Source organism: Lentzea californiensis, assembly GCF_024648825.1.
In the GTDB taxonomy this organism is placed as follows: domain Bacteria; phylum Actinomycetota; class Actinomycetes; order Mycobacteriales; family Pseudonocardiaceae; genus Lentzea; species Lentzea californiensis.
In genome coordinates this window covers 496351-518484 of the sequence record NZ_JANBBE010000004.1, presented here as the reverse complement: position 1 = coordinate 518484, position 22134 = coordinate 496351, and the positions used below count along the sequence as shown (strand labels likewise).

The 22134-nt window shown below is 69.3% G+C and carries 22 protein-coding genes; 6 read left to right on the top strand and 16 right to left on the bottom strand.

From position 1 onward, the window contains the following. Nucleotides 1-14: 14 nt before the first annotated feature. The 7 genes from octT to LX88_RS19435 form a co-directional block, all read right to left on the bottom strand. Entirely contained in the window at nucleotides 15-728 is a 714-nt protein-coding gene (gene octT / locus LX88_RS19465; protein ID WP_258949176.1) for a diglucosylglycerate octanoyltransferase, read from the bottom strand. Further along, nucleotides 725-1330 carry a histidine phosphatase family protein gene (locus LX88_RS19460; RefSeq protein ID WP_090071139.1) on the bottom strand — a complete coding sequence of 202 codons (606 nt, stop codon included), beginning with the start codon at nucleotides 1328-1330 and terminating at the stop codon, nucleotides 725-727. Before LX88_RS19460 ends, octT begins: the two co-directional genes overlap by 4 nt. Nucleotides 1331-1338: 8 nt before the next feature. Next, entirely contained in the window at nucleotides 1339-1722 is a 384-nt protein-coding gene (rsfS, locus tag LX88_RS19455; protein WP_090071141.1) for a ribosome silencing factor, read from the bottom strand. 142 nt (nucleotides 1723-1864) lie between these two features. Further along, a complete protein-coding gene (gene cspE, locus LX88_RS19450) occupies nucleotides 1865-2068 on the bottom strand; it encodes a transcription antiterminator/RNA stability regulator CspE (protein ID WP_030468099.1) in 204 nt (67 codons plus the stop codon). Nucleotides 2069-2153: 85 nt separating this feature from the next. After that, nucleotides 2154-2735, bottom strand: a complete 582-nt coding sequence (gene nadD, locus LX88_RS19445; protein ID WP_090071143.1) for a nicotinate-nucleotide adenylyltransferase — start codon at nucleotides 2733-2735, stop codon at nucleotides 2154-2156. A 181-nt stretch (nucleotides 2736-2916) separates the two neighbouring features. Then, complete coding sequence (locus LX88_RS19440; protein ID WP_258949175.1) at nucleotides 2917-4086, bottom strand: cytochrome P450; 1170 nt, start codon at nucleotides 4084-4086, stop codon at nucleotides 2917-2919. Between the two features lie 16 nt (nucleotides 4087-4102). Further along, the gene (locus LX88_RS19435; RefSeq protein ID WP_258949213.1) at nucleotides 4103-5401 is read right to left on the bottom strand and encodes a glutamate-5-semialdehyde dehydrogenase; all 1299 of its coding nucleotides are present in this window, start codon (nucleotides 5399-5401) and stop codon (nucleotides 4103-4105) included. Between the two features lie 200 nt (nucleotides 5402-5601). Between LX88_RS19435 and LX88_RS19430 the strand changes: the two genes are divergently transcribed. Then, nucleotides 5602-7686, top strand: a complete 2085-nt coding sequence (locus LX88_RS19430) for a RecQ family ATP-dependent DNA helicase (RefSeq protein WP_258949174.1) — start codon at nucleotides 5602-5604, stop codon at nucleotides 7684-7686. 40 nt (nucleotides 7687-7726) lie between these two features. Further along, the gene (locus LX88_RS19425) at nucleotides 7727-8911 is read left to right on the top strand and encodes a cytochrome P450 (protein WP_258949173.1); all 1185 of its coding nucleotides are present in this window, start codon (nucleotides 7727-7729) and stop codon (nucleotides 8909-8911) included. On the opposite strand, the gene LX88_RS19420 is transcribed toward LX88_RS19425, so the two are convergent. Further along, nucleotides 8889-9299, bottom strand: a complete 411-nt coding sequence (locus LX88_RS19420; protein WP_258949172.1) for an anthrone oxygenase family protein — start codon at nucleotides 9297-9299, stop codon at nucleotides 8889-8891. The genes LX88_RS19425 and LX88_RS19420 overlap by 23 nt on opposite strands. Before the next feature lie 82 nt (nucleotides 9300-9381). On the opposite strand from LX88_RS19420, the gene LX88_RS19415 reads away from it, so the two are divergent. Then, nucleotides 9382-10281: an AraC family transcriptional regulator gene (locus tag LX88_RS19415; protein ID WP_258949171.1), complete on the top strand. Its 900-nt coding sequence runs from the start codon at nucleotides 9382-9384 to the stop codon at nucleotides 10279-10281. Here LX88_RS19415 and LX88_RS19410 read toward each other — a convergent pair. Continuing rightward, nucleotides 10263-10628, bottom strand: coding sequence for a VOC family protein (locus LX88_RS19410; protein ID WP_258949170.1), 366 nt, complete (start codon nucleotides 10626-10628; stop codon nucleotides 10263-10265). The genes LX88_RS19415 and LX88_RS19410 overlap by 19 nt on opposite strands. Nucleotides 10629-10684: 56 nt before the next feature. Here LX88_RS19410 and LX88_RS19405 point away from each other — a divergent pair, with 56 nt between their 5' ends. Further along, nucleotides 10685-11275 carry an alpha/beta fold hydrolase gene (locus LX88_RS19405; protein WP_258949169.1) on the top strand — a complete coding sequence of 197 codons (591 nt, stop codon included), beginning with the start codon at nucleotides 10685-10687 and terminating at the stop codon, nucleotides 11273-11275. Between the two features lie 58 nt (nucleotides 11276-11333). Next, nucleotides 11334-12599 carry an MFS transporter gene (locus LX88_RS19400; RefSeq protein WP_258949168.1) on the top strand — a complete coding sequence of 422 codons (1266 nt, stop codon included), beginning with the start codon at nucleotides 11334-11336 and terminating at the stop codon, nucleotides 12597-12599. Here LX88_RS19400 and LX88_RS19395 read toward each other — a convergent pair. The 7 genes from LX88_RS19395 to LX88_RS19365 form a co-directional block, all read right to left on the bottom strand. Next, complete coding sequence (locus LX88_RS19395; protein ID WP_258949167.1) at nucleotides 12562-12960, bottom strand: VOC family protein; 399 nt, start codon at nucleotides 12958-12960, stop codon at nucleotides 12562-12564. The two genes, LX88_RS19400 and LX88_RS19395, sit on opposite strands and share 38 nt — an antisense overlap. Before the next feature lie 10 nt (nucleotides 12961-12970). Next, on the bottom strand, nucleotides 12971-14098 hold the full coding sequence (gene proB, locus LX88_RS19390; RefSeq protein ID WP_258949166.1) for a glutamate 5-kinase: 1128 nt from the start codon (nucleotides 14096-14098) through the stop codon (nucleotides 12971-12973). A 4-nt stretch (nucleotides 14099-14102) separates the two neighbouring features. Next, nucleotides 14103-15551: a GTPase ObgE gene (gene obgE, locus LX88_RS19385; protein WP_258949165.1), complete on the bottom strand. Its 1449-nt coding sequence runs from the start codon at nucleotides 15549-15551 to the stop codon at nucleotides 14103-14105. A 106-nt stretch (nucleotides 15552-15657) separates the two neighbouring features. After that, nucleotides 15658-15915, bottom strand: a complete 258-nt coding sequence (gene rpmA, locus LX88_RS19380) for a 50S ribosomal protein L27 (RefSeq protein ID WP_090071165.1) — start codon at nucleotides 15913-15915, stop codon at nucleotides 15658-15660. Between the two features lie 14 nt (nucleotides 15916-15929). Then, on the bottom strand, nucleotides 15930-16241 hold the full coding sequence (gene rplU / locus LX88_RS19375) for a 50S ribosomal protein L21 (protein WP_030479431.1): 312 nt from the start codon (nucleotides 16239-16241) through the stop codon (nucleotides 15930-15932). Between the two features lie 265 nt (nucleotides 16242-16506). Further along, nucleotides 16507-19557 (bottom strand): translation initiation factor IF-2 N-terminal domain-containing protein, encoded by a 3051-nt coding sequence (locus LX88_RS19370; RefSeq protein WP_258949164.1) that lies wholly within the window; start codon nucleotides 19555-19557, stop codon nucleotides 16507-16509. A 212-nt stretch (nucleotides 19558-19769) separates the two neighbouring features. After that, nucleotides 19770-20495 carry a TIGR03936 family radical SAM-associated protein gene (locus LX88_RS19365; protein WP_258949212.1) on the bottom strand — a complete coding sequence of 242 codons (726 nt, stop codon included), beginning with the start codon at nucleotides 20493-20495 and terminating at the stop codon, nucleotides 19770-19772. Between the two features lie 205 nt (nucleotides 20496-20700). Here LX88_RS19365 and LX88_RS19360 point away from each other — a divergent pair, with 205 nt between their 5' ends. Continuing rightward, nucleotides 20701-22131, top strand: coding sequence for a S8 family peptidase (locus LX88_RS19360; protein WP_258949163.1), 1431 nt, complete (start codon nucleotides 20701-20703; stop codon nucleotides 22129-22131). Nucleotides 22132-22134 lie beyond the last annotated feature (3 nt).

The window sequence follows — 22134 nt, the reverse complement described above, 5'->3', positions numbered from 1 at the left end:
CGAGCCTACGGGGCTCACTCCTCCGAGGGACTCAACGCCACGGACGAGATCAATGCGGCCATCGCCTTGCCCACGAGCTCGTGGCCCTCCCAGCCCCAGTGCATCCCGTCCGGGTTCCCGGCACCGGACCGCACGTGCTCCCCGATCACGGCGGGCAGGTTCAGCAACGGCACGTCCGCATCCGCGGCCCAGCCACGCACGGCCGCAACCGCAGCCGCGTGCCCCTGATGGGCGTAGGCGTACGTAGCCGCGCGATGCACCGACGGCACGATCCCGACCGCCGGCATCGTGTACTGGAGGTTGCGCACGGACTGCAGCATGTCCCGCAGGTAGCGCGCGGTCAGCGCAGGAGGCAGCGACGCCCGCGTATAAGGCGCCAACCGGGGCTGCACGAGCTGATAGCGCGCACGAACCCACCGCCGCAGCCAGTCCGGCCGCACATAACGCAGCCCCTCGCGCAGGTACGTCGGCAACGGCGAGGGCAGCGTGTCCATGCTGCCCACCGCGAACACCAGCACGTCCGTACGGGGCAGCAAAGACCAGATCCGCGGATCGCCGGTCAACGCCCACCAGGCGTCCCGCGCCGTCCAGCCGAACCCGGCCGCCAGCTCCGCCGAACCACCCAGCGCCTCGGCACAGATGTTGTGCCAGAGCTGTGGATGATCAGCGGGCAGCGGACCGGAAGGCCCGAAGAACGACAGCGAGTCCCCGAGGACGAGCAGTCTCAACGCGTGGTGCCCGCGTTGTAGGACGACAGCCGCCACCGGTCATTGCGGCGGGTGAACACCGTCCAGTGGCAGTTCGAGATGCCGCCGAGCTGCGACCAGCTCTCCACCGGCAGCTCGAGCAGCCGCCCGGTCAAGGCGCTGATCAGACCACCGTGCGCGCAGAGCAGGACCGTCTCGGAGAACTCCGCGTCGACCTCGTGCACGACCTGGATGGCCCGCTCGGCGACCTCGACGCGCGACTCGCCTTCGGGCGGCGTGTAGGTCGGGTCGGTGCGCCACACGGTGATGGCGCCCGGCCACTCCTGCTCCACCTCGGCGGTGGTCAGGCCCTGCCACTTGCCCAGGTGGGTCTCGCGCAACCGTTCGTCGATCCGCAGCGGAACGTCCGTCGACGACGTGAACACCCCTGCGGTGTTGCGCGCCCGTTGCAGGTCGGAGGCGACCACCATCTCCGGTTCGAACCCGGCGAGCACCGGCACGGCGAACCTGGCCTGGTTCAAGCCGGTCTCGGTGAGCGCCGAGTCCAGATGACCCTGCAGACGACCGGTCGCGTTGTAGTCGGTCTCACCGTGCCGCCACAGCACGAGCCGGCTCAGGGCCATCAGCTACCTCATTCAGCCGTGGACTCGGCGGGGACGTCCGCTTCGAACTCGATGCGCGGGCAGTCCTTCCACAGCCGCTCCAGGCCGTAGAAGCTGCGCTCCTCCGTGTGCTGGACGTGCACCACGACGTCCACGAAGTCCAGCAGCACCCACCGGCCCTCACGGGCCCCTTCGCGGCGCACCGGCTTCGTGCCGGCCTCCCGCAGCTTCTCTTCGATGTTGTCGACGATCGCGCCGACCTGCCGCTCGTTGTTAGCGGACGCGATCACGAACACGTCGGTGATCACGAGCTGGTCGGAGACGTCGAGCACCGTCACGTCGTGCGCCTTCTTGTCGGCCGCTGCGTTCGCCGCGACCAGCGCCAGCCGTCGTGCCTCGTCGGTGGCTGCCACGTCACTCCTCTGACTTCCGGCAGGCGTCGATACGCCCACACGAGTTACTGAGGGTACCGGCGCGCGCCAACGGGTACTTCACACCCACGCATGACGAAGGCCACCTCAGCGCCCTGAGGTGGCCTTCACCCGTGCCGGAGCCTCAGAGCGGGCGGACCTGCTGGGCCTGCGGCCCCTTCTGGCCCTGTCCGACCTCGAACTCGACCTTCTGGTTCTCCTCGAGCGAACGGAAACCCTTCGACTGGATCTCCGAGTAGTGCACGAAGACGTCGGCCGAGCCGTCGTCGGGCGCGATGAAGCCGAAGCCCTTTTCGGCGTTGAACCACTTCACGGTGCCAGTAGCCAAAGTCTTGCCTTCCACGAACCAGCAACAACCCGCTGATTGTTGCTCCCCGAGCGCTCCAATGCACGCAAAATCCACTCGAACGTGGTTACGACTCGGAGTACAGGCCTGTTTTTGCGATGTATTGGACGACACCGTCGGGGACCAGGTACCAAACGGGCTGTCCGGATGCAGTACGCGCGCGGCATCCGGTCGAAGAGATCGCCATGGCGGGGACCTCGACGAGCGACACGGAGCCGGGCGGTAGGTGGCGGTCGTTCAGCGTGTAGCCCGGACGGGTGACACCGATGAAGTGGGCGAGCTCGAACGCGTCCGCCGCGCGCTTCCACGACAGGATCTGCTCCAGCGCGTCCGCACCGGTGATGAAGAACAGGTCGGCGTCCGGGTACTGCTTCTTGAGGTCTGAGAGCGTGTCCACGGTGTACGTGGGGCCGTCACGGTCGATGTCGACCCTGCTGACCGAGAAGCGGGGGTTCGAGGCCGTGGCGATGACCGTCATCAGATAGCGGTCCTCGGGAGCGGAGACCTCCCGCGACGCCTTCTGCCAGGGCTGACCCGTCGGCACGAAGATCACGCGGTCCAGGTCGAACCTGGCCTGCACCTCGCTGGCGGCCACGAGGTGGCCGTGGTGGATGGGATCGAACGTGCCACCCATGACGCCGATGCGCATCAAAACAGCGTAGACCGGCGTCGGGCCGCTCCCGTGGCCCAACGCCGGTCGTGCTGATCACACCGCACGGCTCAGGGGGAGGACGAGCCGTTCGGGTCGCGGCTCACCCCGAAGCAAAGCCGCGCGCATAGGAGGAACGCGCGGGCCGCTCCCCCATTACGCGACTGGCCCAAGATTTTTCTCACCAGGCCACGACGAGCCTCAACGGGCCCCTGACCAGGGAACCCTTGCGGAACTCGACGGGTTCGGCGAGCCGCAGACCGGGCATGCGGCGCAGCAGCGTGCCCAGCGCGACCTGCAGTTCCATCCGCGCGAGCTGCGAGCCGAGGCAGAAGTGGATGCCGTGCCCGAACTGCAGGTGCTGGCCGACCTCGCGCTCCAGGGCCAGCTCGGCGCCGTTGGCGTACATCGCCTCGTCGCGGTTCGCCGACGACGCGACCACCAGCACGGTGTCGCCTTCTTTCACCAACGCGTTGCCGACCTGGACGTCCTCGGTCGCGATGCGCGGGAAGCCGGCGCCGCTGCCCAGCGGGATGAACCGCAGCAGCTCCTCGATGGCGTTCGGGAGCTTGCCGGGGGCCTCACGCAGGCTCTTCATGGCGTCCGGGTGCTCGAACAGCGTCACAACGCTGTTGGCGAGCATGTTCGCCGTCGTCTCGTGGCCCGCGACCAGCAACGTGATGCCGAACCGGACGAGTTCGTCCTCGCTCAGCCGGTCCTCGTTGTCCCGTGCGGCGACGAGCGCGCTGATCAGATCGTCCGTGGGGTGCGCACGGCGTTTCGCGACGAGTTCGGTGAAGTAGGCGTACAGCTTCGCCACGCCGTCCATCGCCTCTTCCGGCGTGTGGCCACCGATCGTGGACAGCGCCTGGTTCGACCACCTGCGGAAGTCCTCGCGGTCCTCGAACGGCACGCCGAGCAGCTCGCAGATGATCGTGATCGGGAACGGCGTGCTGAAGCCCTCGACCAGGTCACCGGGGTTGTCCAGGCGGTCGAGCAGGTCGTCGGTGATCTGCTGGGCGCGCGGTCGCAGTTCCTCGATCCGGCGCACCGTGAACGCCTTGGACACCAGCCTGCGCATGCGCGAGTGGTCCGCACCGTCGTGCGTGAGGATCGACCCGCCCGGTGCGATGAGGGGCTGCATCCGCGGCACGTCCTGGCCGACCGTCCGCGCACGGCTGAACCGCGGGTCGCCCAAGACGAACTTCGTCTCTTCGTAGGACGTGACGAGCCAACCCTCGCCGCCGTACGGGTACGTCACGCGCGAGACGGGCTCGTCGCGCCGTAACCGTTCGTAGGTCGGGTCGAGGGTCAGGCCGTCAGCTTCGGAGAACGGATAGGTGGGAGCCATGTCTCCGAACGTAGAGCTACGCCTTCGGGCGCGTGTGCCCTTCGCCCCACACGACCCATTTAGAGGAGGTCAGCTCGGTCAGGCCCATCGGACCTCGGGCGTGCAGCTTCTGCGTGGAGATGCCGATCTCCGCGCCCATGCCGAACTCCGCGCCGTCCGTGAAGGCCGTGGAGGCGTTGACGAACACCGCCGCCGCGTCCACACGGGCCGTGAACCTGCGTGCTGCCGTGACGTCGTTCGTGACGATCGCCTCGCTGTGGCCGGAGCCGTACGTCGCGATGTGCTTCACGGCTTCGTCCAGCGAGCCGACGACCTTCGCCGCGATGTCGAGGCTCAGGTACTCGGTACCCCAGTCGTCGTCGTTGGCGGCCACCACGTCGGACTCCCGAGCGAACTGCTCGTCGCCGTGGATGGTCACGTTCTCCTGCTGCAACGCCTTGGTGATGCGCGGGACGAACTCCGCCGCGACGTCCTTGTGCACGAGCAGGGACTCCGCCGCGTTGCACACGCTCGTGCGCCGCGTCTTGGCGTTGAGGACGATCGCCTCGGCCATGTCGAGATCGGCGTGCGCGTCCACGTACACGTGGCAGTTGCCGACGCCGGTCTCGATCGTGGGAACCGTCGCCTGCTCGACCACGGCGTTGATCAGACCCGAGCCACCGCGGGGGATGACCAGGTCCACCAGGCCGCGCGCGGTGATGAGGTGGGTGACGGACGCGCGGTCGTGGCACGGCAGGAGCTGCGCGCAGTCGGCCGGCAGGTTCACGCTTTCGAGTGCGTCGCGCAGCACGGCGACGAGCGTGGTGTTGGAGTGCTCGGCGGTCGAGGAACCCCGCAGTAGCGCGGCGTTGCCCGACTTCAGCGCGAGACCGGCGGCGTCGACCGTGACGTTCGGACGGCCCTCGTAGACCATGCCGACGACGCCCATCGGGACGCGGACCTGCTTGAGCTCCAGCCCGTTCGGGAGGATGCCGCCGGTGATCACCTGACCGACCGGGTCCGGAAGGCCCGCAACGGTTTCCAGGCCGGTGGCGACGCTGTCGACGCGGGCTTCGGTGAGCGTGAGCCGGTCGAGGATGTTGTCCGGGAGACCTGCTGCCCTGCCGGCTTCGAGGTCCTTCTGGTTGGCCTCGATGATCTCTGGCGCGCGCTTGCGGAGCGCGGCGGCCATCTCGAGCAGCGCGGTGTCCTTGCGCTCACGGGTGGCGAGGACGAGTTCGTCGGCGGCGACACGGGCGCGGCGAGCTGCCGCGTGCACCTGATCGCGCAGGTCATCAGTCACATCACACAGCTTACGACCTGCGACAATCACAATTGTCAGACCCGCCTGGCAGGCTTGCCGCCATGGATGACGACATCGCGAGTTCGCGTCGGTCGTCCGGTCAACCGCTCGTGCCGAATTCGGCGAAGCCCAATTCGGCACGAGCGATTCGGCCGGACGACCGACTTCCCGGCGAACTCGCCGCCGTCTGCGGAGCAGCGGCCGACGAGCACAGCCTGGCAAGCTTGCGCCTCATGGACGACATCGCGTTGCGAGGACTGGCGGAGGAACGGCTCCGGGCACTGGCAGGCCCTGGGGCGGTGCTGCGCGAGGACCAGTGGACCGCGATCCACACCCTCGTGGCCCAGCGCCGCAGAGCGCTCGTCGTCCAGCGCACGGGCTGGGGCAAGTCGGCCGTGTACTTCATCGCGACGGCGTTGCTGCGTCAGCTCGGTGAGGGCCCCACGGTCATCGTGTCGCCGTTGCTCGCGTTGATGCGCAACCAGATCGACGCGGCGGCGCGGGCGGGCGTGCACGCGGTGACGATCAACTCGGCGAACCCCGGCGAGTGGGACACCGTGCAGGAGCAGGTCGCGGCCGGGGAGGTCGACGTGCTCCTGGTGAGTCCGGAGCGGCTGAACAACCCTGATTTCCGCGATGCGGTGCTGCCGTCGCTGACGGCGTCGGCGGGCATGCTCGTCGTCGACGAGGCCCACTGCATCTCGGACTGGGGCCACGACTTCCGGCCGGACTACCGGAGGCTGCGGACGTTGCTGACGGAGCTGCCACCGGGCGTGCCGGTGCTGGCGACGACGGCGACGGCCAACAACAGGGTGGTCCACGACGTCACCGAGCAGCTGGGGCTCGGCGCCGACGAGGGCACGCTGGTGCTGCGCGGGCCGCTGGACCGCGACAGCCTGCGGCTGTCGGTCGCGGTGCTGCCGACCGCGGAGTCACGCCTCGGGTGGCTCGCCGAGCAGCTCGACCGCATGCCGGGTTCCGGGATCATCTACACGCTCACGGTCGCGGCTGCGGACGACATCGCGGCGTTCCTCGCCTCGCGCGGGTTCGCGGTGGCCGCGTACTCGGGCAAGACCGAATCCTCCGAACGTGAGCGCGCCGAGGAAGACCTGCTGAACAACAAGGTCAAGGCGCTCGTCGCCACCTCCGCCCTCGGCATGGGGTTCGACAAGCCGGACCTGGGGTTCGTCGTGCACGTGGGCGCCCCGTCCTCCCCGATCGCGTACTACCAGCAGATCGGCCGTGCGGGCCGCGGTGTCGAACGGGCCGAGGTGGTCCTGCTGCCAGGCCACGAGGACCGCGACATCTGGGCGTACTTCACGTCGTTGGCGTTCCCGCCGGAGGTGGTGGTGCGGCAGGTGCTGTCCGCACTTGACGGCGCGGGCAGGCCTCTCTCGACAGCGGCGCTGGAGCCGATGGTCGAGCTGTCGCGCGGCAGGCTCGAGGTGGTGCTGAAGGTGCTGGACGTCGACGGCGCGGTCCGGCGAGTGCGCGGCGGCTGGGAGTCGACGGGCCGGCCGTGGGAGTACGACGGCGAGCGGTACGCGCGCATCGCCCAGGCGCGCAAGGCCGAGCAGCAGGTGATGATCGAGTACCAGCGCACCGACGCGTGCCGGATGAAGTTCCTGCAGGACCAGCTCGACGACCCGACCTCGCACGAGTGCGGCCGCTGCGACAACTGCACCGGCGAACGGTTGTCGGTCGAGGTGTCCGAGGTGGCCGCGGAAGCGGCTCGCGAACGGTTGCTGCGTCCCGGCCTGGACGTGGCGCCGCGCAAGATGTGGCCCACCGGCATGAGCGCCATCGGCGTTCCTCTGTCCGGCAAGATCCCCGCGACCGAGGTGGCGGCCACGGGACGGGCGCTCGGCAGGCTCACGGACATCGGCTGGGGCAACCGGCTGCGGGACCTGCTCGCGGACGGCGCCGACCGCGAGATCCCGGACGACGTGTTCGCGGCGTGCGTGAAGGTGCTGACGGCGTGGGGCTGGGACGAACGGCCGGTCGGCGTGGTGACGGTCGGTTCGCGCCGCCGTCCGGAGCTCGTCGGCAGCTTCGGGCACAAGATCGCGGCGATCGGGCGGCTGCCGTTCCTCGGCACCGTGTGGCTCGGCGAGTCGACGCACCGGGCCAACAGCGCGCAGCGGCTGGCCGGGCTCGTGCGGGCCGGCGAGACACCGGATGTGTCCGGTGTGGACGGTCCGGTGCTGCTGGTGGACGACCACATCGACACCGGGTGGACCATGACGGTGGCGGCTCGGATGCTCAGGAAGGAGGGGGTGTCCGCCGTGCTGCCGTTCGCGCTGGCGGTGACGAACTGACGGTGCCGGACCGGCCCAGCTGTGTGGCACTGTCAGCGGCATGACTCCGGACGTCGTGCGGTACCGGCAGGCCGATCTCCTCGCGAGCCTGTACCGGCGGTTCGGACCGGTCGTGCGGATGGGTCCGTACACCTACCTCCTCGGGCCTGAGTCGAACCGGTTCGTGTTCGCCCACTCCGAGTTGTTCGAGGTGGAGCGGGCGTTCCAGTCGCTGGTGCCGGTGGACGGGCCCACGTCGTTGATCGTGAGCGACGGCGAGGACCACAAGCGGCGGCGGCGGTTCGTGCAGCCCGCGCTGGCGCACCGGCAGATCGCGAGCTACGTGCCGGTCATGCGGGCCAACGCCGAGGCGACGATCGACGCGTGGCGGCCTGGCGAGACCGTCGACGCGTACCAGGAGTTCCGCCGGGCGATCCGGCGCAGCACGATCCACGCGTTGTTCGGCGAGGAGCTGGCGCAGGATTCGGACTTCTTCGGCGCGCACCTGCAAGTGTTGATCAACCTGATCGACCGCAACCCGGCGGTCGTCAAGATCCTCAGGACGATGAGGGCCCCGGCCTGGCGCAACGCCATGCGGGCGCGCAGGGCCGTCGACGCTCGGGTGTACCGGGCGATCGAGGAAACGCGCCAGGGCAACACGGCCGGTGACGTGCTCACCTCCCTCGTGGAGGGTGACGGGCTGAGTGACCTGGAGGTGCGCGACCAGATCGTCACGCTGATCGCGGCCGGGTACGAGACGACCAGTGGCGCGATGGCATGGGCGGTATTCAACCTGTTGCGGCACAACGGGGTCTGGGAGCGTGCCCAGCAGGACGACGACTACCTGGGCAACGTGGTCAACGAGACCCTCCGGCTCTACCCGCCGGCGGTCGTCTCGGCGCGGGTCGCGACTCAGGACTTCGAGTTCGCCGGCAAGAAGATCAGGCAGGGCACGTTCCTGTTGTACAGCCCGTACGTCACGCACCGGCTGGCCGAGGTGTTCCCGGACCCGCTGAAGTTCGACCCGGACCGCTGGGAGACCAAGCCGGCGCTGCACGAGTTCCTGCCGTTCGGCGGTGGCCCGCACCGCTGCATCGGCGCCGGGCTCGCCACGACCGAGCTGACCGTGATGCTGAAAGCGTTGCTGCAGAGGCCGAAACCCGAACTGCTCCCCCAGCGCCTCACGCCGACCGGGCTCGCCGCGATGCGGCCCAAGCACGGCCTCAGAATCCGAGTAGCAGGGTGACCGCCGAGGCGAGGCAGGCGACGGCGCGCACGTGGTTCCAGATCGTCCACGTGCGCAGGTACTGCGGCCAGTAGGCGTCGTCGGTCTGTTCGAGGCGGTTGTTCATCGGCACGTTGACGACCATCGTGAGCAGAACGCAGCCGACGATGTAGAACAGGCCGCCGGCGATCCTGCCCTGGAAGACCTCGATGCCGCACAGCACGGCGTTGCCGAGGAACACCAGCAGGAACAGCGGGTTCTGGATCCGGACGTTGATCCGGCGCATCGCCTCGCGCGCGGTGGAGGCGGGCAGGTCGGCGAGGCCGGGCATGACAGCGACGGAGAAGGCGAAGAAGAGCCCTGCCATCAGGCCCGAAGCGGTGGCTGCGATCAGCGTGATTGTCCCCATGGCGCTCACTCTGACGCTCCAGGCCAGGACTCTCAATGACAATTCATCGCGCGGGCTTGCTCGTTCGTCCAGAATCAACGGCATGACGGACGCACTGGGCGAGGCACTGCACCTGTTGAGGATGTCCGGCACCTTCTACTGCCGCAACGAGCTCACCGAGCCGTGGGGCGCGACGATGCCCGACATGGCGGACTGCCTGTGGTTCCACGTCCTGACCAGCGGCCGGTGCGACGTCGAGGTCGACGGCCAGGTCGTCTCGCTCGAACCCGGCGACGTGTTGCTCGTCCCGGGCGGGCAGCGCCACCGGCTGTTCTACGGCGAGGCGGAGTCGCCGGTCGTCACGACGCTGCCACACGAGTTCGAGACCGACAACTACGCGATCCTGCGGCACGGTGGCGGTGGCGCGGTGACGCACCTCGTGTGTGGTGCGGTCCGCTTCGACCACCCGGCCGCGAAGCACCTCATCAACGTGCTGCCGAACGTGCTGTACGTGCGCCGCGCCGACGACATGCGCGCCACGATCGACCTGATGGCCACCGAGTCCCAGGCCGTGCGCCCCGGCGGCGAGGCGGTCATCACCAGGCTCGCGGACGTGCTGGTGATCCAGACGATCCGCTCGTGGCTCGCCAACGACCCGGCCGCGCGCACCGGCTGGCTCGGCGCGTTGCAGGACCGGCAGATCGGGCAGGCACTCGCGCTGATCCACCGCGATCCCGCGCAGCCGTGGACCGTCGAACGCCTCGCGCACCAGACCGCCATGTCGCGGTCGGCGTTCGCGGCGCGGTTCACCGAGCTCGTCGGCGAACCGGCCATGCGCTACGTCACGCGGTGGCGCATGCACGTCGCGATGAACCGGCTGAAGGACCGCGACAGCACGGTCAGCGAGGTCGCCCGCGGCCTCGGCTACGAGTCGGAGGCCGCGTTCAGCCGGGCGTTCAAACGGATCGTCGGGGTGTCGCCCGGTCAGGCGCGGGCGGGCTGAAGCAGGTCCCAGCGGTTGCCGTAGAGGTCCTCGAACACGGCGACCTTCCCGTAGACCTCCTCGCGCGGCTCCTCGCGGAAGTGCACGCCGTAGGCGACCATGCGGGCGTGGTCACGGTCGAAGTCGTCGGTGTTCAGGAAGAACCCGACGCGGCCACCGGTCTGGTCGCCCACTCGTGCCTGCTGCTGACCTGTGTCAGCCTGTGCCAGCAGTAGCGACGTCCCCTCCCCCGGCGACACCACGACCCAGCGCTTGTCACCCTGCGGCAGGTCCTCGACCAGCGTGAACCCGAGTCCCTCCACGTAGAAGCGAATCGCCTCGTCGTAGTCGCGGACCACCAACGTCACCAAACCAATAGATCGCACGACGACGAGTATCGACGACGAGAGAGGTCTACACCTGCATGGCTGACTCACTCGTACTTCTGCATCCCGGCGGCGCGGACCCTTCGGCGTTCGGTCCCCAGCTCGACGCTCTCGCCGACTTCGCCCTGCACACACCACATCGCGTCGACCAGGCCACTCAGGACCACACCGAGATGGCCCAGGAGACGATCGAGTTCCTGGAACGGACCGGGCCTGCCCACCTGCTCGGCTGCAGCGACGGCGCCACGGTTGCACTCCTCACGGCCGTGCTCAGACCAGACCTCGTGCAACGCCTTGTGGTCGTGTGCGGTGTCTTCCACCACGACGGCTGGGACCCGTCCACGGAACTGACGCCGATGCACCGCCGTTCGCCCGCGCTGACCGGAACAGATCTCGGGAAGTTGCCGAACCGGACGCTGATCATGATCGGCGACGACGACGAGGTGACGCTGGAGCACGCCACGGCCATGTACCGGGCGTTGCCGAATGCCGAGCTGGCAGTCGTCCCAGGCACGTCACACGGGCTGCTGCACGAGAAACCCGCACTGTGCAACGCGATGATCGTCGACTTCCTGACCAATGAACCAACCCCGACAATTGCCCCATTGGGGCGCGCCAGCGCCCGATGATCCAGCCCGCGCTGAACTGGTTACTCGTTCCAAGCACTGTGTGTGATTGGGTGCGTCTATGGCGGTTACATCACAAAAGCATCGACTGCCCGTGCGCACGCTCGTCGCTTCCAGCGCCGGCAACGCGGTGGAGTGGTACGACTGGGGCATCTACACCGCGTTCAGCATCTACTTCGCCACGCAGATCTTCCCCTCCGGCAACGAGGCCGCCGCGCTGCTGAGCACGTTCGCGACGTTCGCCCTCGCCTTCTTCTTCCGCCCGCTCGGCGGCTATCTGCTGGGCCGGTTCGCGGACCTGAAGGGCCGCCGCACCGCGATGCTGTTCACGATCGTGCTGATGTCCGGCGGGTCGGTCATGATCGGCCTGCTGCCGACGTTCGAGCAGGTCGGCTGGCTGTCACCGGCGTTGCTGGTGCTCGCCCGCATCGCGCAGGGCATGGCGCTCGGTGGCGAGGTGTCGAACGCCTCGGCGTACCTGGCGGAGATCGCTCCCGCCACGCACCGCGGCCGGTACTCGTCGTTCTTCTACATCTCGACCGGCGCGGCAGTGCTGATCGCGTCGCTGCTCGGGTTCTTCCTGTCCCGCAACCTCGACAAGGCCGCGATGGCCTCCTACGGCTGGCGCGTGCCTTTCCTGATCGGTGGCGTGCTCGGCCTGGTCGGGTTGTGGCTGCGCAGGGAACTCAAGGAGACCGAGCAGTTCGAGGAGAACAAGGCCAAAGCCGAGAGCCTGCGCAACCCGCTGATGATGACGTTGAAGGAGCACCCGAAGGCCGTCGGGCAGCTCATCGGCATCACGCTGCTCTCGACGCTGAGCTTCTACACGTTCTTCAGCGCGCTGACGCCGTTCGCGGTGAAGACGAAGGGTGCCAACGACATCGACGTGTTCCTGGCGCTGTCGATCGGCACCGTCGTGTTCATCGCGCTGCAGTACCCGATGGGGTGGACGGCCGACCGATACGGCCGCAAACCGCAGATGCTCGTGTGGTCGGCGGCGATGGCGTTGCTGGTCGTGCCGCTGTCGACACTGGTCAAACCCGGGCTGGCGAACCTCGTGATCGTGTTCGCCGTGGGGCTGGGGCTGTACACGGCGATCACGTCGATCGCGCCCGCGATCATGAGCGAGCTGTTCCCGACCGAACTGCGAGGGCTCGGCATCGGGGCTTGGTACAACCTGACCGTCGCGGTGTTCGGCGGCACCGCTCCGCTGGTCATCCAGGCCGTGGGCGGCACCGTCTTCTTCTGGTACGTGGCGGTCGCCGCGGTGACCACGTTCCTCGTGGTGCTCACGCTTCCGGAGACAAAGGGTGTTCGGTTGAGCTGAGGCAGAACTCGTTGCCTTCGGGGTCGGCCAGCACGAACCAGATGCCGTCGCGGCTCACCACCGAGGCACCGAGGACGACGAGTCGCGCCACCTCGGCCTCGACGTCGTCGCACCACAGGTCGACGTGCACCCGGTTCTTGACGGTCTTCGGCTCCGGCACGCGGTTGAAGAAGAACCGCGGCGAGCCATCGAGCAGCACCGACGGGTCGTCCTCGGGGTCGTCGACGCCCATGGCGCTCAACCGCGCCAGCTCGGGCTCGTCGTACGGGGCGATCTCGTGGTCGTCGAGCGCCTGCGCCCAGAACCGGGCGAGCGACGCGGGATGAGCGCAGTCGATGACGACATCGTGCATCCGGGCCATGCACCCGAGACTAACGATGCAACGGCACCAGATCATCGGCGTGCACGACCTCGCGGCGCTGTTCCTCCGGCAGGTCGTGGGTCTTGCGGCCGATCAGCGACGGCAGCTCCGCCGAGTCGTAACCGGCCACGCCGCGGGCCACGACCTCGCCCGCCAGGCTGACCAGCTCGACCACGTCGCCTGCCTCGAAGTCGCCGTCCACACCCGTGATCCCGGCTGCCAGCAGCGAACGACGCCTGCCCACGACCGCGGCGACCGCGCCGTCGTCGAGGTGCAGGCGGCCGTTGGCGTCGGTGGCGTAGCCCAGCCAGAAGCGGCGGGCGGTGAGGCGTGACCCCGTCGCGGCGAAGGCGGTGCCCACGTCGGCGGAGGTCAGCGCACGGCCTGCCTCAGCGGATCCGGTCAGGAGCACCGGGATGCCCGCGGACGAGGCCAGGCGGGCTGCGGCAAGCTTGGAGGCCATCCCGCCGGTGCCCAGACCCGAAGCACCCGCCGTGCCGGCCTGCACACCGTCCACATCGGACGCTGAAGCCACCTCGGTGATGCGGACCGCTCCCGGCTTGCGCGGGTCGCCCGAGTAGAGGGCGTCCACGTCGGACAGCAGGAACAGCGCGTCGGCGCCGACGAGGTGAGCGACGAGTGCGGCGAGGCGGTCGTTGTCGCCGAAGCGGATCTCTTCGGTGGCAACCGTGTCGTTCTCGTTCACGACCGGGACCGCGCCGAGAGCCAGCAGACGCGAGAACGTGCGCTGGGCGTTGCGGTAATGCGCGCGACGCACCACGTCGTCGGCGGTCAGCAGCACCTGGCCGACCGTCAGCGAGTAGCGGCCGAACGAGTTCGCGTAGGCGTGCGCCAAGGTGAGCTGGCCGACGCTCGCCGCGGCCTGCTGGGTGGCGAGGTCGCGGGGGCGGCGGGAGAGCTTCAACGGAGCCAGGCCGGCGGCGATCGCACCCGACGACACGAGCACGACCTGGCTGCCCGCTGCGGCACGAGCGGCGAGGGCGTCGACCAGCGCGTCGAGACGCGCTGGGTCGAGGCCACCTTCCGCTGTGGTCAAAGAAGAAGAACCGACCTTGACCACGATGCGGTTCGCCGAAGCGACCGCTTGCCGAGCTTGTGAGACCACGGGGGCCGTCACTGTGTTACTCCTCGCTGAGATCACCGTAGTCGCCGGGCGCACGGCGGGCCTTTTTCAGGGCCTTGCGCTCGTGGGCTCCGATGCGGTCGTTCTGCTCGAGACGGATGTCCGTGCCACGCCCGGTCATCGTCATCGCGATGCCGGCCGGGGTGGTCGGTTCCCAGTCGAAGACCAGTTCACCGATGGTGACCTGGCAACCGGGGACGGCGCCCATCTTCACGAGCTTCTCCTCGACGCCCAGCCTGTTGAGGCGGTCCGCGAGGTAACCGACGGCTTCGTCGTTGGAGAAGTCGGTCTGGTAGATCCAGCGCTCCGGGCGTTCGCCCTTCACGATGAAGCCACCCTCGACCGAGGGGTCCTCGGTCACGGTGAAGCCCTGGTCGTCCACGGCGGTCGGCCGCAGCACGATTCGGGTCGACTCCTGCTTCGGCTTGGCCGCGCGGTACTCGCGCACGACCTCGGCCAGCTTGAACGTCAGCTCCCGCAGGCCCAGGCGGGACACCGTCGACACCTCGAAGACCGGCAGGCCGCGGGCCTCGATCTCCGGGCGGACGATGTCGGCCAGGTCCTGGGCGTCCGGGATGTCGACCTTGTTGAGGATCACCACGCGCGGGCGGTCCTCGAAGTTGCCGCCGAGCGCCGGGGTGTACTCCGAGAGTTCCTTCTCCAGCGCGTCGATGTCCGCGATCGGGTCGCGGCCCGGCTCGTACGTCGCGCAGTCGACGACGTGCGCGAGGACGGCGGTGCGCTCGATGTGGCGCAGGAAGTCGAGGCCGAGGCCCTTGCCCTGCGACGCGCCGGGGATCAGGCCGGGGACGTCGGCCATCGTGAAGACGGTGTCGCCCGCGGTGATCACGCCGAGGTTCGGGACCAGCGTCGTGAACGGGTAGTCGGCGATCTTCGGCTTCGCGGCGGAGAGTACGGAGATCAGCGACGACTTGCCGGCCGACGGGAAGCCGAGCAGGCCCACGTCCGCGACGGACTTGAGCTCCAGCACCAGGTCCCGCGTCTCGCCCGGCTCACCGAGCAGCGCGAAACCGGGAGCCTTGCGGGCCCTGGACGCCAGCGAGGCGTTGCCCAGACCGCCACGGCCACCGGCCGCCGCGATCAGCTGGGTGCCCTCGCCCACGAGGTCCGCGACGATCTCGCCCGCCTCGGTCAGCACGACGGTGCCGTCCGGGACGCGCAGGACCAGGTCCTCGCCGTTCGCGCCGTCGCGGTTCGCACCGGCGCCGGACTTGCCGCTGGTGGCGGAGGCGTGCGGGTGGAAGTGGAAGTCCAGCAGGGTGTGCACCTGCGAGTCGACGACGAGGATGACGTTGCCGCCACGGCCCCCGTTGCCGCCGTCCGGGCCGCCGAGCGGCTTGAACTTCTCGCGGTGCACTGAAGCACACCCGTTGCCCCCGTTGCCGGCGGCAGCGTGGATCACCACCCGGTCTACGAAGCGGGCCACGGAAATACTTCCTCTCAAAGACTCTTGGACAAACAACGAGGGGCGGAGCCGGATGACCGGGCCCGCCCCTCGCAGAGGTCTAACTACGTTCTAGGAGCGGTCCTTTTCAGACCGCGACCGGAACGATGTTGACGGTCTTGCGACCGCGCTTCGAACCGAACTCCACCGCACCGGGCAGCAGGGCGAACAGCGTGTCGTCCTTGCCGATGCCGACGCCGACGCCGGGGTGGAACTTGGTGCCGCGCTGGCGGATCAGGATCTCGCCGGCCTTGACGACCTGACCGCCATACCGCTTCACGCCCAGGTACTGAGCGTTGGAGTCACGGCCGTTGCGGGAACTGGATGCACCCTTTTTGTGTGCCATGAGAAGTCAGGTCCTCACTTACCGGTGATGCCGGTGACCTCGACACGGGTCAACTTCTGACGGTGACCCTGTCGCTTGTGGTAGCCGGTCTTGTTCTTGAACTTGTGGATGCGAATCTTCGGGCCCTTGGTGTGCTCGACCAGCTTGCCGGTAACCGAGAACTTCGCCAGGGCCGCCGCGTCTGCGGTGACGTCAGTGCCGTCGACCACGAGCAGCGCCTGGAGGGAGATTTCGGTGCCCGGCTCGCCCTCGAGCTTCTCGACCTCGACGATGTCGCCGACAGCGACCTTGTACTGCTTGCCGCCGGTCTTGACGATCGCGTACATCAGGACGGAAGTCTCCTGCTACTCGATGGTGACGGGCCGTGCGCCAACTAAACTGGGAAGGTGTTTCCACCAATAGGCACCAGAGGAGGCACACGACAGGACCCGTCGGATGGCGGGCCGTCAACAAGGTTACGGGAGTGGGTGCTCCCGGAGCAAACCGGGGTGCCCCGATCACGTTCCCGCAGGCTGTGCGGTCCCTCACAACGTTGCCCCGCAACGCAAAACCGGGGCCGCCCGCAGGCGACCCCGGTCTCGCTTCCTCGCGTCAGTCCTCCTGGACCGGCGGTCCCGCGGGCCGCGACACGGCGCGGCGCCTGCGGGTGGTGGTGACCACCGGTGCGGGCATCTGGACCTCGGGCTGCTTGGGCACCTCGACCACGATCGGGGCGGGTGCCTCGGCCGCGGGGGCACCGGCGGCGCGCTTGGCCGCGCGACGCCGTGGACGTGCCGCAGGGGGCTCCACCGCGGCCACAGGGGCGGCGGCGACGGGCTCGGGTGCGGAGACCGGCTGCGGGGCCTCGGCGGGCTCCTGCTCGGGCTCGGCGGCCGGAAGAGGCCGCTGAGCGCCGATGCGGCCGGTCACCGCGGGCTGCTGAGCTCCGATGCGACCCGTCACGACGGGCTGCTCGGGCTCGGCGGGCCGCTGGGCACCGATGCGACCCGTGGCGACGGGCTGTTCGGCGACGGGCTCGACGAGCTCCTCGGCCGTCTCCTCGATCACCTCGGGCTCGGTGACCACGGGGTCGACCTCGACGGGCGCCGGGTCCTCGGCGACCTCGTGCGGCACGTGACCGTTGAGCTCCTGCTCCTCGACCACGACCGCGTCGACCACGGCCTGCGGCTCCTTGTCGCGGCCACGACGACGGCGGCGACGACGGCCGTGGGCCTCGTGCTCCTGGTCGGCGGCGACCACGTCCTCGGTGGTGTCCTCCGGATCGCCGGGCTCGAAGACCTCGACGACCTCGGGTTCGGCCGGCGCCTCGACGGCTGCCTCGACGACCTCGGCCGTCTCGGCGGCCTGCTCGCCACCGCCCTTGTTGCGGCGCGACTTGCGGCCACTGGTCTGCTGCGGCTGCTGCTGGCCGCCACCGTTGCCACCGCCGTGCGAGTGCATGGGCTCGGTGGACACGACGACGCCACGGCCGCGGCAGTGCTCACACGTCTGGCTGAACGCCTCGAGCAGGCCGGTGCCGACCCGCTTGCGGGTCATCTGGACGAGACCCAGCGAGGTGACCTCGGCGACCTGGTGGCGCGTGCGGTCGCGGCCGAGGCACTCGGTCAGGCGGCGCAGCACCAGGTCGCGGTTCGACTCCAGGACCATGTCGATGAAGTCGATGACGATGATGCCGCCGATGTCGCGCAGCCGGAGCTGGCGGACGATCTCCTCCGCCGACTCCAGGTTGTTGCGCGTGACGGTCTCTTCGAGGTTGCCGCCCGAGCCGGTGAACTTGCCGGTGTTGACGTCGATGACCGTCATCGCCTCGGTGCGGTCGATGATCAGGTAACCGCCCGACGGCAGCCAGACCTTGCGGTCCAGCGCCTTCATCAGCTGCTCGTCGATGCGGTACTCGACGAACGCGTCGTTGTTGCCGACGTGCTTCTTCAGGCGGTCCTGCAGGTCCGGCGCCACGTGGCGGACGTACGAGTCGATGACCTCCCACGCCTCGTCGCCCTGGACGACGAGCTGGGCGAAGTCCTCGGTGAACAAGTCGCGGACGACCTTCACCAGCAGATCCGGCTCTTCGTAGAGCAGCGCCGGCGCCTTGGCGGAGGAGCTGGCGGACTTCTCCTTGATGACCTTCCACTGCGCCTGCAGACGGGTGACGTCGCGGCCCAGCTCCTCCTCGGCGATGCCCTCCGAGGCGGTGCGGATGATCACGCCGGCGTCCTCGGGGACGACGCGCTTCAGGATGTCCTTGAGGCGCTTGCGCTCGTTGTCCGGCAGCTTGCGGCTGATGCCCGTGGCACCGCCACCCGGCACGTACACCAGGAAGCGGCCGGGCAGGCTGATCTGCGTGGTGAGGCGGGCACCCTTGTGGCCGACCGGGTCCTTGGTGACCTGGACGAGCACCGAGTCGCCGCTGGAGAGCGCCTGCTCGATCTTGCGGGACTTGCCCTCGAGACCGGCGGCGTCCCAGTCGACCTCACCGGCGTAGAGCACGGCGTTGCGGCCGCGGCCGATGTCGATGAACGCGGCTTCCATGCTCGGCAGCACGTTCTGCACGCGGCCGAGGTAGACGTTGCCCACGATCGAGCCGGAGCCCGACGACGTGACGAAGTGCTCGACCAGCACGCCGTCTTCCAGCACGCCGATCTGCGTGCGGTCGCCGCGCTCGCGGACGACCATCGTGCGGGCCACCGCCTCGCGGCGGGCCAGGAACTCGGCCTCGGTCAGGACCGGGGCACGGCGGCGGCCGGCCTCGCGGCCGTCACGGCGGCGCTGGCGCTTGGCCTCCAGGCGCGTGGAGCCGCGGATGCTGCGCACCTCGCTCTGCGCGGCCTCGGAGTCGGCCTTGTCGTCGCGCGCGTCCCGCGTCTCGCGGACGTGCACGACCGTGTTCGGCGGGTCGTCCTCGGACGTGACCTCGTCCTCGGCGCCGGTCTTGCGGCGGCGACGGCGGCGGCGACGGCGGGTCGAGCTCTCGTCGCCCTCGTCCTCTGCCTCGGCGGCGTCGTCGCTCTCGGCGCTCTCGGTGGCGTCCTCGGCCGGAGCCTCGTCGCCCTCCTCGTTGCCGTCGGCGTCCGTGCCCTTGCCGCGGCCGCGGCCGCGACGGCCACGGCGGCGGCGACGGCGGCTGTCCGCCTCGTCGTCACCGTCGACCTCGGCGTCGGTCTCCGCCTCGGCGGCCTCGGCGGCGTCGAGCTCGTCCGCGGCGATCTCACCGACGGACTTCTCCTCGACGACCGGCTCCTCCTCGACGACGAACGGCGAGGGCGGGGCCTTGGGCCGTTCGATCGGCTGAGGCGGCAGGAACACCGCGCTCGGCGCGGCGAAGATCGGCGCGAGCGCCGGTGCCTCGAACGCCGGGATCGCGGGCGCCTCGTAGTCCTCGGTGACCTCACCGGTGACCACGTCGTCCCAGTCGACGAGTGTCTCGGCGACCTTCAGCGCGACGTCGCGGCTGACGCTCGACTGCGCGCTCTTGGGGACCTCACCGAGGTCCGCCAGCGCCGTCATCACGTCCTTGCTGCTGACGTCCAGCAGTTTCGCCAGTGCGTGGACCCGCAACTTGTCCGGCAGGTCCGCCAGTTGAGGGCGTGCGGCAACCACGCCCTGCCCGCCGGTGACACCGGCAGGCTTGTCCTTGTTCGACATGCAGCTCCTCCACCCCCGGGCGCGTCCCGTGAGGACGCGGCCGCGCAGGGGCCTCTCTTGGTCTCTCTCCGCCGCTGCTCGCGGCAGGAATCCTTGCCTCGCGCGCAGGGCGTGGCGCCTCACTGGGCGCACGCTTGCGCAGGTCCCACGACGACGCCGCTGTCAGCGCCGCTCCTCCTGTTTGCGCGTCACGGTTGACGTTCCTGCGCTCGTCAGGACTCTCTGTCCTGCTGGAGCGGGTCCACCAGCCTGCCCTCGCCGTCGAGCCTTCCCTGCGCCATCCGGGTTGCTCTCGCAGGTACCGGCGGCACGAGATCGGCCACGACGCGAAGCGCATTCAGCACGTCGTCGGGTCGCACGGTAGGCGTTACCTGCCGTACAACCGTCATGAGTATCCCACACGGTCGTGACAAAGCGGTGTCATCGTGTCCGGCGTCGCTCGAACGGGGTTCGACCAGCGCTGACACGACGGCGGGCCGCACGTCGAGCATTTTCGTGCCGTTCTTGGTGAGCCGCTCCACCTCGACGGACTCGGCCGCGAGGAAGACGCTCACCGCCTTCGCCAGCTCGTCGGGCTCGACCCCGTCGAGCTCGATCCTCCACTCGCTCGCGTCGATGCGCTCGGTGAGGTTGCCACCTCGCGCCTGGACGATGTCGACGACGTCGATGCCGGGTGGCAACGCCTCGTCGAGCGCAGCCTTGAGCGCCACCGGGTCGACCCACTCGACCACCGAGACCTCGACGTACTCGGCCTCGCTGGCCACCCCGGTCGGCGCGGCGCCGACCCACGACACCTTCGGGTGAGGGCTGAACCCCTGGGAGTAGGCCATGGGCACGCCCGCCCTGCGCAGCGCACGTTCGAACGTGCGAGCGATGTCGCGGTGCGAAGTGAAACGCAACCTCCCCCGCTTGGTGTAGCGCAGGCGCAGTTTCTGCACCGCGACGGCGGAGGGGTTGTTCGGCAGGTTGCGGCTCAGCGGTGCTCCCCGAGTGGTGTTCCGACGGGTGAGCGGTCCCATCGGCGCAGGCTGTTCGTCCATGAGGACGGTACCGTGAACCTGATTCAGAACGTTCAGCTTGTCTAGATCGTTGCGCGTGGCTACGGTCCGGCTGACTGGACGCCCTGCCGACTGGAGGTCCCTGGTGCCTCTGCCACACCGCGCACGAGCGGCGGCGATGACCGCGTTGCTCGTGGCCGGGTGCTTGGCGGCATCCCTGCCCGCAGGCGCGGAACCGGACCCGGTCTCCGCGGCGCCCTCCTGCATCCAGCCCGGTCCCCTGCTGCGCTATCTGGTGGTGTTCCCGCAGGCCACGCCCGCCGAGACGGCGAACTCCGAGATCACCGAGGCGTGCGGCCTGAGCACCGTCTACTACCCGCAGATCGCGGTCGCGGTGGCCACCTCGCCCGACCCCGGTTTCCTCGAACGGATCGGCCCGCGGCGCGCGTACAGCGCCCAGGCCGAGGGCATCGCCAAGCGGTCCGCGAAGCGCAAGAAGGACGACACGGAGTTGTTCCGGCCCTCGGGCGTGCGCTCGGCCGAGCAGTGGGACATGGATCTCATCAACGCCCCGGCCGCGCACGAGATCACCACGGGCTCCAAGTCCGTCGTCGTCGGCGTGCTGGACTCGGGCGTCGACGCCCGCCACCCCGACCTCGTCGACGCGCTCGCACCTGAGCTGTCCGCGGGGTGCCTGACCGGCAAGCCCGACCCGTCACCCTCCGCGTGGACGCCGACGACCTCGCCCCACGGCACGCACGTCGCCGGCACCATCGCCGCCGCGGACGACGGCCGCGGGACCACGGGCGTCGCGCCGGGCGTCCGCATCGCGTCCGTGAAGGTCGTGGACGACGAGGGCTTCATCTACCCCGAGTACGCGGTGTGCGGCTTCATGTGGGCCGCCGCGCAGCAGATGACGATCACCAACAACAGCTACTTCATCGACCCGTACCTGTTCACGTGCCAGAACGAGCCAGGTCAGCGCATCGTCTACGAGGCCGTGCGCCGTGCCGTGGACTACGCGACCTCACGCAACGTGCTGACCGTCGCCGCCGCCGGTAACGCCGCCGCCGACCTGTCCCGGCCGGGGCGCGACTCGATGTCGCCGACGAACGGCGACGCGCAGACGCGGCCGGTCGACTCGACGTGCGTGGTGCTCCCGGCGCAGCTCAAGAACGTCGTGGGCGTGTCGGCGGTCGACTCGACCAAGACCAAGGCCGGGTACAGCTCGTACGGGCTGGGTGCGATCGACGTGACGGCGCCGGGTGGCGACTCGCGCACGCCGAACGGGTGCGTGCTCTCGACCGTGCCGTCCGGCTACGACTACTCGTGCGGCACGTCGATGGCGACCCCGCACGCGGCCGGGGTGGCGGCGCTGATCGCGTCGGTGCGTCCCGAGACGGACGCGGTGTCGTTGGGGCGCATGTTGAACGCGCAGGCCCAGACGCTGGCCTGCCCCGCCGACTACGACCTGAACGGGACGGGTGTGCAGGACGCGTTCTGCACCGGGTATTCGGAGTACAACTCCTTCTACGGCCACGGACTCGTGGACGCACGCGCCGCCGTGACGAAGTAGCCG